Annotated in this window: 12 protein-coding genes; 8 read left to right on the top strand and 4 right to left on the bottom strand. The window is 59.6% G+C overall.

The annotated features are described in order from the left end of the window. Positions 1-145: 145 nt before the first annotated feature. The gene (locus NKH12_RS27170; RefSeq protein ID WP_352955978.1) at positions 146-445 is read right to left on the bottom strand and encodes a DUF1236 domain-containing protein; all 300 of its coding nucleotides are present in this window, start codon (positions 443-445) and stop codon (positions 146-148) included. Between the two features lie 250 nt (positions 446-695). On the opposite strand from NKH12_RS27170, the gene NKH12_RS27175 reads away from it, so the two are divergent. From NKH12_RS27175 to NKH12_RS27185, 3 genes are all read left to right on the top strand, one after another. Beyond that, positions 696-953, top strand: a complete 258-nt coding sequence (locus NKH12_RS27175; RefSeq protein ID WP_352955979.1) for a DUF3606 domain-containing protein — start codon at positions 696-698, stop codon at positions 951-953. A gap of 293 nt (positions 954-1,246) precedes the next feature. Continuing rightward, on the top strand, positions 1,247-2,650 hold the full coding sequence (locus NKH12_RS27180) for a sensor histidine kinase (RefSeq protein ID WP_352955989.1): 1,404 nt from the start codon (positions 1,247-1,249) through the stop codon (positions 2,648-2,650). Then, on the top strand, positions 2,650-3,324 hold the full coding sequence (locus NKH12_RS27185; protein WP_352955980.1) for a LuxR C-terminal-related transcriptional regulator: 675 nt from the start codon (positions 2,650-2,652) through the stop codon (positions 3,322-3,324). The genes NKH12_RS27180 and NKH12_RS27185 overlap by 1 nt, the downstream gene beginning before the upstream one ends. A gap of 33 nt (positions 3,325-3,357) precedes the next feature. On the opposite strand, the gene NKH12_RS27190 is transcribed toward NKH12_RS27185, so the two are convergent. Further along, a complete protein-coding gene (locus NKH12_RS27190) occupies positions 3,358-3,927 on the bottom strand; it encodes a hypothetical protein (protein WP_352955981.1) in 570 nt (189 codons plus the stop codon). A 740-nt stretch (positions 3,928-4,667) separates the two neighbouring features. Next, positions 4,668-5,417: a DUF1236 domain-containing protein gene (locus tag NKH12_RS27195; protein WP_352955982.1), complete on the bottom strand. Its 750-nt coding sequence runs from the start codon at positions 5,415-5,417 to the stop codon at positions 4,668-4,670. A gap of 1,748 nt (positions 5,418-7,165) precedes the next feature. On the opposite strand from NKH12_RS27195, the gene NKH12_RS27200 reads away from it, so the two are divergent. The 5 genes from NKH12_RS27200 to NKH12_RS27220 all read left to right on the top strand — a co-directional run bounded on the left by NKH12_RS27200 (position 7,166) and on the right by NKH12_RS27220 (position 13,506). Next, on the top strand, positions 7,166-7,639 hold the full coding sequence (locus tag NKH12_RS27200) for a (2Fe-2S)-binding protein (protein WP_352955983.1): 474 nt from the start codon (positions 7,166-7,168) through the stop codon (positions 7,637-7,639). A gap of 11 nt (positions 7,640-7,650) precedes the next feature. Continuing rightward, the gene (locus tag NKH12_RS27205; protein ID WP_352955984.1) at positions 7,651-9,897 is read left to right on the top strand and encodes a xanthine dehydrogenase family protein molybdopterin-binding subunit; all 2,247 of its coding nucleotides are present in this window, start codon (positions 7,651-7,653) and stop codon (positions 9,895-9,897) included. 161 nt (positions 9,898-10,058) lie between these two features. Then, positions 10,059-10,952: a LysR family transcriptional regulator gene (locus NKH12_RS27210; protein WP_352955985.1), complete on the top strand. Its 894-nt coding sequence runs from the start codon at positions 10,059-10,061 to the stop codon at positions 10,950-10,952. A 114-nt stretch (positions 10,953-11,066) separates the two neighbouring features. After that, the gene (locus NKH12_RS27215; protein ID WP_352955986.1) at positions 11,067-11,903 is read left to right on the top strand and encodes an SDR family NAD(P)-dependent oxidoreductase; all 837 of its coding nucleotides are present in this window, start codon (positions 11,067-11,069) and stop codon (positions 11,901-11,903) included. Between the two features lie 739 nt (positions 11,904-12,642). Further along, on the top strand, positions 12,643-13,506 hold the full coding sequence (locus NKH12_RS27220; protein ID WP_352955987.1) for an ATP-dependent DNA ligase: 864 nt from the start codon (positions 12,643-12,645) through the stop codon (positions 13,504-13,506). A 210-nt stretch (positions 13,507-13,716) separates the two neighbouring features. Here the strand turns inward: NKH12_RS27220 and NKH12_RS27225 are convergent, their stop codons facing one another. After that, a complete protein-coding gene (locus NKH12_RS27225; protein ID WP_352955988.1) occupies positions 13,717-14,235 on the bottom strand; it encodes a hypothetical protein in 519 nt (172 codons plus the stop codon). Positions 14,236-14,524: the final 289 nt, after the last annotated feature.

The raw sequence follows: 14,524 nt of genomic DNA on the forward strand, positions 1-14,524 counted from the left end.
CCCCGGCCCGGGGGGGGGGGGGCGCCTATTTTATAATACCCAACCACACAAACTTGGTGTTGTTTTACCTTTGACGCCCCCCCACCCCCCCCCCCCCCCCCCCCCTCTAGCCGGGGGCGGGGCGTCTCCTCCCCTCGCGTTCAGGTCACTGAATGATCTTGACGATCTTGCGTGTGCCGGGATCGACGACAACAGTCCGGTTGTCGACGACGACGTAGCGGTATTCGGTGTCGGGAACTTCGTGAAGCTCGACCGTCTCGGGCAGCGTGGAACCAATATTGAGCTCCACCCCAGGGAGTTCCACCGATGCAAGCGGCTGCTTTTTCACGTATTCCCTGATGACGGTCTCCTGTTCAGGCGCGATGATCACGTCCTGGGCGGCAGCGGCGCCGATACCCGCCAGTAGCAAAAATCCCGCGGCTGCAGTGAAAAGATGCATTCTCATAAGTGCCTCCTTATGTGATGTGAATGTAAATGTGATGTGAATGTAAGCCCCTTTGCGCTGGACGGCATCCGCACCTGGCTACCCAAACATGAGACCGCTGCAAACGTTCCTTGGCTGGGCTTCGGTCCGATCCGAGAGGCCTTGCCGTTGGACTTAAGTCTGACCTGCTGCGCGCAATGGGTCCGGCTATCAAGCCGGCCGGAACCGCGACCGCTCGCGCTCGTTCGCCGCAAGTTTACGGGAGGAACCCATGGAGATTTACGGGAAGAGCTTACGGGAGGGGCTCAGGGCGACGAGTGTCCACCACCCTCATTCAAAGGCCGACGAGAAAAGCAACCGAGACTTCCTCGACCACGACCGCCTGTCGGTCGACGAGTACTACGAGGTGGAACATTTCGCGCGAGAAAATGGGGTTTCGCCAAGCCAGGTCAGTAAGCTGATCAAAAAGAACGGCAACGATCGGATGACCCTTACTCAAGCGGTGAGAGCATTGCGTGACCGGAAGTGAAAAATACGCCGCACCTTCCGCCGCGATCATGCGTTGCACCATCTGTGCCGGGGAGATCGAAAGGATTGGAGTTGGCGTCATGATTTGCTGCCTCGCTCAACGAGGGCAGCGGAGTTTGCGCAAAAAAACCGCCGGCTGCGGTTTCCGTCCAGTCCGCAAGCCCTAAGTTCCCCTTGCGATTGATCGGTTGCAGATCAAAGATGGCGTCGCATAGCGTCGTTCGACAACAGATTGGCCGGTTCTCTCGAATCGTGCCGCTGGCGCGACGCGCCGCCGACCGGGCCGTTGGGGATATGGCGCCATACAGAGCGACAAGACTGATCGATAGATGGAACGCACTGTCGCTGGCCACTCAGTTTCTGCTCGCGGGCGGGCTATTCTCGCTGTCGGCGATGATCGTGGTGGGAATTTCCGTGACAAATCAGATAGAAGCCGCGGTCACCCGGAACTCGGCTTCCGCGACCGCTCTTTACGTCGACAGCGTCATCGCGCCGCTGCTCCCCGACATGCGCAGAAGCGAAGTGCTGGAGGAGAGCGTTGCTCATGCGCTGGATGAGACACTGGGGCAAGGCGCACTCGGCACAAGGCTCGAATCCTTCAAGCTCTGGCGCCGCGATGGCACCGTCCTCTATTCGACCAATAAAAATTTGGTCGGGAAGCGCTTTCCACTCAGCGACAATCTCCGGGCCGCATTCGCAGGCGACATAGTCGCTGAATTGGACAGGCACTATGATAACCAGGCTGAGAGGGACAGCGGCCTGCATCTTCTTGAAATCTATAATCCGATGCTTCAGCCGTGGTCGGGCGAAGTCGTAGCTGTTTTGGAATTCGACGAGATCGCCACCGATTTTGAAAAGGACCTCCGGCAGGCACTCGTTCGAACCTGGTTCGACGTCGCTGCCGTTACCGCAATTTTTTTCCTTGGTCTTTCGGCGATCGTTTTTCGTGGCAGTCGCACGATTCGTTCCCAGAGCCACTCCTTGAAGCGGCGCATTGCCGAACTTTCCGATCTGGTTGCTCAAAACAGAATGTTGAGATTGCGGGTGCAGCGTGCTTCGCAGCGCGCCACGGCACTTAACGAACGTTACCTCAGGCGGATCGGCGCGGACCTGCACGACGGGCCGGCGCAACTGGTTGCCCTCGCTGCGCTAGGGATTGACAGCCCCGTGCTGGCCGATCCTGCCACGCCGGCTGCGGCGCGCGCACGGGAATTGCAGGTGGTCAAAGCGAATTTGGACGATGCGATGCGAGAAATCAGGAATGTCAGCAAGGGCCTTATGCTGCCGCATGTCGAGAATGCCGAGTTGACGGAAATCCTCGAGCTTGCCGTGCGAGCGCACGAAGAGCGGACCGGCGTCAAAGTGATGCTGTCCATGTCCGGGGGCCACACACCCTTGTCGCCAGCGGCCAAGATCTGCATCTTTCGGTTCATTCAGGAGGGGCTGAACAACGGCTTCCGCCATGCCGGGGGTGCCGGTCAATCGGTCGGGAAACATTTCGACGGGGAGCGCGTTTGTATCGAGGTTTCCGACACCGGCCCAGGTTTCGACCCGAAGATCATCCACCCTGAACGGCTGGGGCTCATCGGGCTGCGTGAGCGGGTAGAAAGCCTCGGCGGCCAATTTGTGGTAACATCTTCACAGAATGGCACGGTGGTGAAAATGGTTCTCAACATAGTCGAAATAGGACAGGCGTGATGGCAGCGGCCATAAAACTCGCCATTATCGACGACCATCCGCTGTTCAGGGAAGGCGTCGTGCGCACTCTCGAGCAGATCGGCGGGTTCGAGATCGTTGCCCAAGGCAGCAATAGAGATGACGCCTTGCGGATATCGGAAGACCAGCAGCTCGATATTCTCCTGTTGGACATCTCGGTGCCTGGAGGGGGCCTCAGCGTTATCGAACCGGCTCTGGAGCGGCACCCGGATCTGAAAATCGTGATGCTGACCGTTTCGGAGGAAAACCAGCACGTCATGACCGCCTTGCAGAGTGGGGCAAGAGGCTATGTCCTGAAGGGTGTCGGGTCGAGAACTCTGGCCGCCATACTGCGCACGGTGGCGATGGGCGAACGGTATGTTTGCCCGCAATTGTCGGCGCGCGTGTTGGTCGATTTGTCTAGCCAACCAACCGCGACCGCGAAACCCGACGCGCTGGCCGAACTCACCAGTCGCGAAAGAGAGATACTGACGCTCGTTGCCGCGGGATTGAGCAACAAGCGGATCGGTCTTCAGCTGAACCTGCACGAGAAAACCATAAAGCATCACATGACGCGGATTCTCGCCAAGCTCAATGTTAGCAACCGGACCGAAGCCGCGATGACACTGCGCGACGCGACCGAGCATCAGCATCCGCCTGCGCCCCATCCTGCGTGAAGCAAGGTAGCGTTGCGGCCTGTGAACTCGCCATCACTCGATCATGCCGAGCAGTCTTGCCCGATCGGAGCGCGTTGCCTGCCGCCGAATGATGGTGCGGCCCATCGCATCCCGCATTTCATAATGGCCACCGTCAATGCGCTCGCTGAGCCCGTTGGAATGCACCACACCCACACTTGCCCCGCGCACTTCGATCCGGTCTCCAGTGATCGTGTTGACATATACTTTAAGCTTGTTGCCGGGGTTTACCGCGGCAACTGGATTTGCGGGGGGGTTGCCTTTCGATGATTTTGATTTGCCCTTGCCCGCGTTGGCATTGGAGTTCGATCTCCCGGGAGCCCCAGCTTTTCCAGCGTTCCCGGAGTTTCCAGCGTTACCGGAGTTTCCAGCGTTACCGGAGTTTCCAGCGTTCCCGGAGTTTCCAGAGTTCCCTTGTGCCTGGGCGGCCTGCGGGCTAAGCGTCAGGGACAGGCCGTCCTGTGCCACGCGATAGGGGCTGACGACGAGAACCAAGGTCGATGCGGTGAGGCAGATGGCGACGCGAAGCCTCCGAAGAGATTTGAGCCTGCGCTGCGATTGAGAGCACGCCGGCCGCACGTTCATCCTGGCGAGAACTCTTGTCGCACGAACCCTCAGGCGTTGCGGCCGGATCGCGTCTGTGGCCAATGAATTTGCCAATAGCACGCTAGAATATCCTCTGACCGTTACGGTCTGCGTTGCATTTCTACCTGTTTCGAATTCGCCCGAGCCAATCCTCTGTACTCTGCACCATCTATCACGCTTTCGCCATCAGGCGGTGTCAAGACCCACCAGTCTCACGGGGAGAAACCGGTGGGTCTCGCTAGCGCAGGAAGGGACTCATTACTGCGCAAGTGTGTTGCCTTCGTTGATCGGGCCCATCAGCCGATAATAAGCCCGACGGCCGCTACCCCGAACACCAAGCCAAATACCGGAAAAAGCAGCCAACGTGCCTGGTGAATGCTGGGGTCCATAGCAGCCCTCGTGTCACGGGTTGGCATTGCAACGACGCCTGCAGGAACTCGGTTCCTGAAAACTCTCCCATCTCAGGCTTTTGCGATAGGGGTCCCGGACCAAAGCACTGCCGGCGCCAGCCCATGGTCGGACAGCAGGCAGACTGAAGTCCTATCTCAGGCCATTTTGAGCATGAAAGGCGCCCGTCGAGGGTGATCCATGTGGGTAACGGCTGGAAAGATCCAGCGCGATGCACCGGCGACGTAAATAGCCGTCGCCGTCCGATGAGAGGAGACTGCGCTCCGACCTCATTCGATGTATGTGAAGGGGTCCGCCGCGTGCGGCGAGCCCCTTCACGCCGAACAAGGGCGTTAGGTTAGAATAAGGACGATCTTGAGCGTATCCGGCTCGACGATGACGATTCGGCCATCGGCCAACACGAAATACTCATAGGATTCGTAAGCCGGGACGATCTCGACGATTCGCGGTGGCAGGCGACGCAGCTTAACCTTCTGCCGCGGAACCTCGACACCCACTGAGATGTCAAAATCGACGCTGGCAACCGGTTCGACCTCTTCCTGCTTGAGGATTTGGGTGATTTCCGTTTTCTGTTCAACGGTCACATTGCTGATCGCGCCGGTCGAAGTCTTATCCTGAGTAGAGGTCGTGCCCTGAGTCTGCTGCTCGGTGGTGGCACCGGACTCACCCTGGGTCTGCTGCTCGGTCTGGACGTTGGCCTTGTCCTGTGCCTGTTGGTCGGTTGTGCCGCCAGCCTCGCCCTGGGTCTGCTGCTCGGTCTGGACCTTCGCCTTGTCCTGCGCCTGTTGGTCGGTTGTGGCGCCAGTCTCGCCCTGGGTCTGCTGCTCGGTGCTTACGCCGGCTTTGCCCTGGGCTTGCTCATCGGTCTTCATCTTCGCCTTGCCTTGAGCCTGCTCCTCGGTGGTGGCGCCGGCCTTACCTTGGGACTGTTCGCCCATCGCACCTTCGGGGCAACCGGCAGAACCGGCCGGGCAGTTGGTGTCGGCGCCCGACTGGGTTTGGGCCGGCTGCTGTTCCTGAGCGAATGCTGCGCCACAGCCAACGCCGATGGCCAGCATACTGGTGATCAGAACTTTTTTCACGAGACGTCTCCTTCGAAAAGTCTGTCCCTTCACAGGGGAAAACCACCTCTGGAAAATTTTGTTCCAGGCGAATTGACCGGGCGGAAGCGATCGGAGCCTGTTGGAACAAAATAGTCCGCGTTCATGCGCGCGCCGTACTGAGCCATGGCGTGCGCCGAATAGGGCTCGTGTCTTTGTTACAGCAGAGGTGCAGGTTCCCTATTCGGCCGACGCGAGGTCCTGGTAGGGGGCGGAGTTGAAAAATCCGCGCTCGCTGCCGGACAAATCTCTTCCAACCGCCGGTTGGTAGACGCCGGGCAGCCGGCGCGCGTATGATTTTCCCGGTCCGCGCGCACCGGGCACATCCCAGCCCCCCAAGCCGTGCTTGGTGACCGCTTGATCGCCCCGTCGCACCTCCAGGTACGGCGGGCTTTTTTTGCCTGTGCTAGAACTTGTTGTAATCAGCACAGCATGTTCTTACGCAGACAATGCATGTGGCCAGCGCTCCATTCCACGACGCAGCCCTGGGAGTCAGACACCGTGGAAGAACCTATTTGGGAAACCAACAAAATCCATGCGGCGCGCGTTCGGCAGACCGCCGAACGCGGAAGGGCGCTCGTTGAGGACCTTCGCTACACACTGGCCCTGTCACAACGCTTGATGCGGGCGTCGCGAGCGCTGCTGAAGCGTTCCAAGGACCAGGAGGTTGCGAGCCTTGAAACCGAAAGCAGCCGAAATGGTCGGACCGGACCATCTTGCCTTAAATACCGCCGAAAGCCTAAAATTATGCATTAGCAAGTTGGGACAGAGTTGAAGCAGAAGACTTGTTCGCGAAATGGACAAGAACATTGGCCGCAGTCTCCCTGAATGGCTTCAGAGGCATCTGCCCGATGATCCTGTGATCACATGGGATATCGCTACCAAGATTTCGAAAGAGACCCTGGGGAAAAATGGGCTTGGCCGCAGCGTTAGCAGGAAGGGAAGGGCGATCGAAACGAGAATTTGAACGAGAAACAAGACGAAGCTGACGCCTTCAACGCTGCTCAGGCTGTCATTCCACCACCGACCAGAGAAAAGCTGGCCCCGGCCTCGGCGGCATTGTCGGACGGCCCGCTGGATCTGTGGAGGGATTTCGTTATTCGGAAGCCCTGAAGTCGGCCGGATGGTATGGGACGAGGCAACGCTGGACCGGTTCCTAGCAGCTCCCCGTGATGTTGTTCCGAAAACGACGATGACGATGGGTGCGTCGAAGCCTGAGGATCGGCAAAATATTGTCGCATACCTGAAGTCGCTCTCGCAGTAGACTCGAACTTGTTCCCGCAATGCGGGCCTCAAAAAAGCCGGGTCATCTTCCGTAAAATCCTGTCACGCCTTGAGCCGCCGGCCCTGGAGCACGCGCGCAGTCGCTCCAATCTGCGGCAACGGCCGCGCTTTGTTCTGACGTCTACCCAGTATTGTCATGTGCTTTCGGAGCGGAAGCAGCAATCTCCCTCACGGGCTTGTTGGCGCCGTGGCACAAGGCTGTGACGCGCACCCAGCCGGCAGACCATACTTGCACGGACCGGGCGAACGCGAACGCGCCTGCCTATGCGGCGCATTCAGAAGCCACCTTTCTAAGGTCATGCAAATTGCGCTGCCTAATCCAGCATCGCCCGGCGAGCTACCGTTAGCGCTAGCCACCAAATTGCCAATGTCTCAGTCGGCCGGGAAAGCTCCAGGCCGCTTGGGACGCGTATTCGGGTGGAGCAACCCAGGAGAACCTACCAGCCATGATCTCACTGAATATCAACGGGCGAGAGCACGAGGTTGACGTCGACCCCGAAACCCCGATCCTTTGGGTCCTGCGTGATACGCTCGGAATGAGCGGTACCAAGTTCGGCTGCGGTGCAGCGCTCTGTGGCGCGTGTACGGTGCATCTGGATGGCGAGGCCATCCGCTCGTGCGGCACGCCGATTTCCGCCGTTGAAAGCGGCAAGATCACCACGATTGAAAAGACGACCGATGGCACTGACCGTGTCGGCGCGGCTGTCCACGCTGCATGGGTCAGGCACGACGTGGCGCAATGCGGCTATTGTCAGAGCGGCCAGATCATGAGCGCGACGGCCTTGCTCGCCTCGCTGTCCCCTGGCGCGCAGCCGACCGGCGAAGAGATCGACTCCGCCATGGCCGGAAACATCTGCCGTTGTGGAACCTATGCTCGTATCCGCGCCGCTATAGCCGACGCCGCCAGCACTCTCGTCTGAAGGAGACGCATATGTTCCCCAACATCGATCACAAAGAACTGCCGCGTGCGCTGCAGCACATGCTGGAGCGGGGTCAATCCACCGCTGCTCAAGCGCTGCCGCGCCGCAGCTTTCTAAAGTTGACTGGAGCCCTCGGGCTGACAATCGGCGTTTTTCCGCACCTCGCCGCCGTGCAGTCAACCCGTGCGGCTGAGACGGCCAGCAGCCTCAAACCTACGGAACAGCCAGCTGCCTTTGTGCAGATCGCGCCCAATGGCGAGGTCACCGTAACAGTCAATCGGCTGGAGTTTGGCCAAGGCGTACACACCGCATTGCCGATGATCCTGGCTGAAGAACTGGATGCCGACTGGACCCTGGTGCGCAGCCGGCTTGGCACCAACGACGCCGCCTATGCCGATCCTCTGTTTGGCATTCACCTCACGGGAGGGTCCAACACAATCAAGAACAGCTTTACGCAGTATCGCGAGCTCGGTGCCCGCGCGCGGGCCATGCTGCTCGGCGCTGCGGCCGCGCGGTGGAACGTGGATGTGTCCACATTGCGTACTGAGGCCGGCGTGGTTCTGGGTCCCGAGGGCCGTAGGCTGGGTTACGGCGAGCTCGCCGATGTCGCGATGGAACAGCCCGTGCCGGGGCAAGTGACACTGAAGGATCCGAAGGACTTCCGCATCATCGGCCGCCCCACCGGGCGACTCGACGCGCGCGCCAAGAGCAGTGGACAACAGGACTTCGGGATCGATTTCCGGCTGCCCGGACAATTGACAGCCGTTGTCGCCCGTCCACCGGTCTTCGGCGCTCGCATCGCCTCTTTGGAGGACAGCGCCGCGCGCGCAGTCAAGGGCGTGAAGGCCGTCCTACGTGTGCCGCTGGATCGCGGAGCAGAGGGCGTGGCGGTAGTGGCCGATGGATATTGGCAGGCGTCTCAGGGCCGCGATGCCCTTAAGGTGGAGTGGGACACATCGGCTGTCGATAAGGTCGACAGCGAACAACAACTCGCGCAGTACCGCGAGATGGCTACTCGCCCCGGCCCGCGCCAATTCGATTCCGACATGGCGCCATTGGAAATGGCGCCCCTGAAGCTTGAAGCTGAGTTCGTGTTCCCGTATCTCGCCCACGCGGCAATGGAACCGCTGAACTGCACTGTTCGGCTTTCCGACGATCGTGCCGAGATCTGGATGGGGAGCCAAAGTGCCGGGCTCGATGCGGGCGCTGCCGCAGCCACGCTCGGCCTCAAGCCGGAACAGGTCGTGGTTAACGTTCAGATGTCGGGCGGCGGCTTCGGCCGGCGCTTTTCCAGCACCTACGACACCGTGATCGAGGCCTGCGAAATAGCCAAGGCCGCCAAGGCGGTGGGGCTGAATGCACCGATCCGTACGCTTTGGAGCCGCGAGGACGATATGAGGGGCGGCTACTACCGTCCAATGCACCTGCACCGCGCCCGCATCGGCTTTGACAAAGAAGGCAATGTGCTGGCCTGGGATCACAGCATCGTCGGCCAGTCCATCCTTACGGGAACCGTGTTCGAGCAGTTCATGGTGAAGAACGGTATCGACGCCGCCACGACCGAGGGCATGCGGGCTCCCTATCCGCTGCCAATGCGCCTGACAGTGCATCATCCAGAGGTCAACGTGCCGGTTCTGTGGTGGCGTAGCGTTGGCTCCACCCATACGGCTTTCGTGATGGAGACCTTGCTCGACGATATAGCGCGTGCAACCGACCAAGATCCGGTTGCCTACCGCATGCGTCTTTTCGGTGACCAGCACACCAGCCACCGTGACGCATTGCACCTGGCCGTGGACAAGAGCGGGTACGGCAAGACGCAACTGCCCGCGGGGCGAGCCTGGGGTGTGGCCGTGCACGAGTCCTTCAGTTCGGTGGTAGCTTACGTGGTGGAAGCGTCCGTCACCGACGGACAGCCGAAGCTGCATCGGGTCACGGCCGGTGTTCACTGCAATCTGGCCGTCAACCCTCTGACCGTGGAAGCGCAGGTGCAGGGCGCGGCAGTTATGGGCTTATCGATGTGTCTGGCAGGCTCCGCAATAACGCTTAAGGACGGCGTCGTCGAGCAGAGCAACTTCAGCGACTATACGGTTGCGCGCATCACGGATGTGCCGGAATTCGACATCCACATCGTGCCTAGCGCCGAACCGCCGACGGGCATGGGTGAACCCGGCTTGCCGCCGTTGGCGCCGGCATTTGCCAACGCCGTCGCACGGCTCACCGGCAAACCGCTGCGTCAATTGCCCTTCAATCTGACGTAGTCCTTTTTGCGTCAAACCGCTTCTGCTCGCTGCTTCTGGTTCAGCGGCGGGCGAAGCAGATACTGGCTCCTGCCGGCACGGGCTGTGCGAGAATAATATGTCGGGACAAACATGCTGATTGTCCGCCATAATCCTCATGAATCTAGAAATGAGGTTTATAGGTGAGAAAAGGCGACTTCAGCGAATGGGCTGTTTTTATCGCGGTTGCCGAGGAAGGCAGCTTCACACGCGCGGCCGCAAAGCTCGGCCTCTCCCAATCCGCACTCAGCTATGCGGTCCGTATGCTTGAACAACGGATCGGCGTGCGATTGATTTCGCGAACGACGCGCAGCCTGTCGCTGACCGAGGCAGGCGAAAGGCTACTTACCAGCCTGCGGCCGGCATTTGACCATATCGATAGTGAAATTGCTGCGCTCACGGCGCTTCGCGACAAGCCTGCAGGCACGATCCGCATCACCACGTTCCGGGATGCCGCACGAACCGTTCTGTGGCCCGTACTTTCGAAACTCCTGCCGAATTATCCCGACATCACGGTCGAGGTCCATGTGGATGAAGGTCTCACCGACATTGTCGCAGATCGCTTCGACGCCGGTATCCGTATGGGCGAACAGGTGCAAAAGGACATGGTGGCGGTCCGGATCAGCCCAGACGTCAGGATGGCAGTCGTGGGATCCCCGTCGTACTTTGCCGATCGTCCCGCCCCGCAGACACCCCGCGACTTGAGCGAACACCGATGCGCAAGCTATCGTCAGAACACCGGGGGCGGCCTTTATGCCTGGGAGTTCGATAAGGGCGGTGTCGAACTTGAGGTCAGGGTCAATGGACCGCTTATTTTCAACGACAACGAGATGCTCTTGCATGCCGCAGTCGATGGTTTGTGTTTGGTCTACACGTTCGAAAGTCAGATATCCCAGCATCTTGCCGACGGCCGCCTGGTCCGGGTGCTGGAAGACTGGTGCCCGCCATATTCTGGCTACCACCTCTATTACCCAAGCCGGCGGCAGCATACTGCCGCCTTCACGCTCCTGGTCGACGCTCTCCGATACAGGGCATAACCGGGGTGGCCGATCATTTATCAATGTGATTTCTAACTTCATGCCGATTATGCCGTCTAATCGGCCGGCGCGACATCACCTAATTTCCTGTTCACTCGAAAACAGGAGTTAGATGTGAGCGAAGTTTGGTTCATCACAGGGGCTGGCAGCGGCATCGGCGCCGCAACCGCCAGGGCGGCACTGAAGGCAGGCGATCGGGTGGTCGCAACCGGCCGCAACCTCGATAAGGTGAGCAACGCCCTGCGCGGTGTCGCTAGCGACAGACTTGCGCTCATCCAGTTGGATGTGGCCGATGAAATACAGGCCAAGGCGGCCGTCGATAAGGCGATGGCGGCGTTTGGCCGCATCGACGTTCTGGTCAACAATGCCGGTTACAGCCTGCTCGGCAACTTCGAAGAGTTGACCACCGTGGAAATCGACGGGTTGATTTCGACCAATCTGTACGGCGTGGTTCACGTCATGCGCGCGGTCCTTCCCGTCATGCGCAAACAGCGCTCAGGACACGTTATCAATGTCAGTTCACTCGCCGGAATCATGGGCTTCAAGCATTGCGGGGCGTATAGCGCCGCCAAGTTCGCCGTCGAAGGCTTTTCGCAGTCGGTGGCTCAGGAAGTCGCCCAGTTCGGCATCAAGATCACCGCCGTCGCACCGGGCTTTTTCCGCACCGACCTCCTCGATGATCAGAACGCCAAGTACGGCAGCGGCACCATCGACGACTATGCTGCAGAAGGCAGCGCCGAAGCCATGTGGTCCGGCTACAACGGCAAGCAGCAGGGTGACCCCGCCAAACTTGGCGACGCCCTTGTGAAAATCGCCGGAATGGACAATCCGCCAAAGCAGTTCCTGGCCGGTAGCGATGCCGTTACTGCGACAAGGGCGGCGCTTGAGGCACGGCTTAAGGAAATTCGCGCATTCGAGGACCTGTCCAATTCGACAGATGGGGCTTTTTAGATTTTCTGATCACAGAGAGCGGGGCCACGCTGGGTCTATCGAAAAGGGCCAGCGCGAATCGTTGTCAACGCTGTCAACATCGCGCCATTTTGGACGCTGATTGGGGGAGTTTTCCTCAAGCGGAACATTACAGTCCGCTAACAGTTGTGTGGTACCAGTGGGTCTATCCCCCACGCTTAGCCTGCTGCAGATCGGGCTGGATCCGGTCGGCCCGCGCCCTGAGGAGTAGCGCGGGCTTCTGCTTGCTCTTACCGCTCAGCCTTTCGACAGCCTCAAGAGCCCTCGCGGCTCGGGGCGGTAAAGTAACAGGGCGGCTCTTCGCTCGGCAGCGCCCCGGCATGGCATGTCTGTTCAATAGCCTTAAGCACTGGCTTGAGGCCGGCCCCAGGGTTGGTGACGTCATCGTGGCCGTCCATGCTTCTTCATCAGATGGACTGTTTCAGCGTCACCCGTGAAGGTCGGGGCCGGACGAGGCCCGGTTCCATCAAAGTCTAACGACTGGGAAAGCGCACTGGAAAGCACGTGCGGTAACAGTTGATTCAACCACTGCTGGTATATTAGAGGAGTGTGGAAGCGGCTCCGACAGTGTGAGGCGGGGTGCTGAATTGCCGGAGCCGCCTGCGCAGTCCGGTTGGGTTTAACCGCGCCGTCCTATTCTGGGACAGCGCGGTCAACGATTCGTTAAAATGGGAACTAATTAAGCGTATGCTAAGTGAGTCGCGGTTTTGCGAGGCAATGCATGCGTTTGAAGTTTGTCCCGCCACTAATGCCGACTTTGGTGGAGAAGCCTCCCGAAAGCGGCGTGTGGCTTCATGAGCTCAAGTTCGACGGCTATCGGTCGCAAATGATCATTGACGAATGCGGAACGCGCATTTTCACCCGCCGTGGCTTGGACTGGACGGCGAAATACCGCGACCTGGTCGCCGCATCGAAGTCGCTCGCTGTGGACAGCGCCATCATCGACGGTGAGATCATCGTGCTCAATGATGCCGGCCTGTCGGATTTCGCGGCTTTGCGCAAGGCCATCACGCGGCGCCAGCACGCTCTCTATTTCGTCGCCTTCGATCTGCTGCACCTTAACGGCCACGACCTGCGCGACATGGCGCTGCAAGAGCGCCGCGATACCCTTGCCGGCATCATCCCGCCTGACATCCGCATCCGGTTCAGCCAGGCGCTGCCGGGCGATGCCAACGCGATATATCAGCTGGTCGACCAGGCCGGCCTAGAGGGAATGGTGTCCAAGCGTCGGGACAGCAAATATCGCAGCGGCCCTTCGACCAACTGGCTGAAGACGAAATGCTACACTGTCGGGGAATTTGAGCTGCTCGGCGTCGAGCGTGAGGCTGGAAAGCCGGCATTCGCCCTGATGGCCGAGCCTGGCACCGGCAAATACGTCGGCAGCGCCTTCGTTAGCGTCAATCGCGAGATGCGCGAGAGGCTATGGAAGCGGGTGCAGGATCATCTTGGCGAGGCACCCAAGGACATGAAGAAGCGGCCGGCAACGCAATGGGTCAAGCCGGGGATCAAAGCTCGCGTGAGGCACTTGCGCGGCGAAGAGGACCTCCGCAACGCGTCGCTGCAGGATTTTTGGCAGGGAGAATAACCGGAATTCCGCCTCGGTTTGCGGGAGTGTTCGTCAAGCGGAACATAAGCTTGTGCTAACAGTTGTGTAGGATCAGTGGGCCAACCCCCCAAGATTTAGCCCCCTGCAGATCGGGCTGCAATCCGGTCGGCCCGCGCTCGGAGGAGTGAGCGCGGGCTTTGCTTGCGCTATGACCGGCTCAGCTTCGGCCGCCGCAAGCGGGCCTCGAGCTTACAGGGGATCGAGCCGCGCCCAATTGAGCGCGAAGAAAGGTTTAGAGATGCTGGGAGCACCCCATATGTTAATTCGCTCTCCAGGGGCCAACGCGTAAGCAACGTCATACTGCTTCGTGGTGCCATGGAACGCTGAAAAGCTCACCGCGTTCCACCGCTCTCGATTGGTGTTCCTGGCCTCCCACCATTCTTGTCCTGGCGCGGTGTGCTTCCAGGTTTCGAGAAACCTTGACCCATCCTCGCCTCCCACGTCGGCAAAGTCTGTCACTTCACTAACGGCCATGTGAAACCCTGGGAAGAGAATCGGCCTGTCTCGGCCATCTTCCAAATGGAACCATCGAGTTGCAACGAGGCCACCGTCCCCGTCCCAACTCAAGACCTTTATTGTCTTGTGCGAGCCGCAATTGTTCACAAGCTTCGGCTTGTTTGTGTCAAGATTGATAATTCGGACGCATTCAAGTAGCTCAGCGTCAATATTCATGACACGACCGGCATAATCTTTGGGAAGATCAAGCATCTGAACCCCTCCTCACTGCGTTCGAGCGCTAACAATCGCGGTCGGCGGACTTGGTCATCCGTTCTGTGGACCACCCGCCAAATCGAGGAATGGCGGGTGGTCCTTTATCAGCGCAGGAAGGGACTTAGCTGCGCAGATCCTCATTTCGTCCTTCGGTCCAATCGTCGAATCGGTTGGCCCCTAGCTAACGACCCCTAGCTGTGAGCTTTCGGGAGGTTGTCCATTCGGACCGGACCGGGGAGACTGGAGTTACCAGGCTTCAGCACTCACCGGAGGGTCCGAATGAACA

This window comes from Mesorhizobium sp. M1322, from assembly GCF_040318085.1.
Classification (GTDB): Bacteria; Pseudomonadota; Alphaproteobacteria; order Rhizobiales; family Rhizobiaceae; genus Mesorhizobium.

What these genes read in the sequence shown, in the direction of transcription:
- NKH12_RS27170 (WP_352955978.1), bottom strand. Translation starts at nt 445, where the DNA reads ATGAGAATGCATCTTTTCACTGCAGCCGCGGGATTTTTGCTACTGGCG.
- NKH12_RS27175 (WP_352955979.1), top strand. Translation starts at nt 696, where the DNA reads ATGGAGATTTACGGGAAGAGCTTACGGGAGGGGCTCAGGGCGACGAGT.
- NKH12_RS27180 (WP_352955989.1), top strand. Translation starts at nt 1,247, where the DNA reads ATGGCGCCATACAGAGCGACAAGACTGATCGATAGATGGAACGCACTG.
- NKH12_RS27185 (WP_352955980.1), top strand. Translation starts at nt 2,650, where the DNA reads ATGGCAGCGGCCATAAAACTCGCCATTATCGACGACCATCCGCTGTTC.
- NKH12_RS27190 (WP_352955981.1), bottom strand. Translation starts at nt 3,927, where the DNA reads ATGAACGTGCGGCCGGCGTGCTCTCAATCGCAGCGCAGGCTCAAATCT.
- NKH12_RS27200 (WP_352955983.1), top strand. Translation starts at nt 7,166, where the DNA reads ATGATCTCACTGAATATCAACGGGCGAGAGCACGAGGTTGACGTCGAC.
- NKH12_RS27205 (WP_352955984.1), top strand. Translation starts at nt 7,651, where the DNA reads ATGTTCCCCAACATCGATCACAAAGAACTGCCGCGTGCGCTGCAGCAC.
- NKH12_RS27220 (WP_352955987.1), top strand. Translation starts at nt 12,643, where the DNA reads ATGCGTTTGAAGTTTGTCCCGCCACTAATGCCGACTTTGGTGGAGAAG.
- NKH12_RS27225 (WP_352955988.1), bottom strand. Translation starts at nt 14,235, where the DNA reads ATGCTTGATCTTCCCAAAGATTATGCCGGTCGTGTCATGAATATTGAC.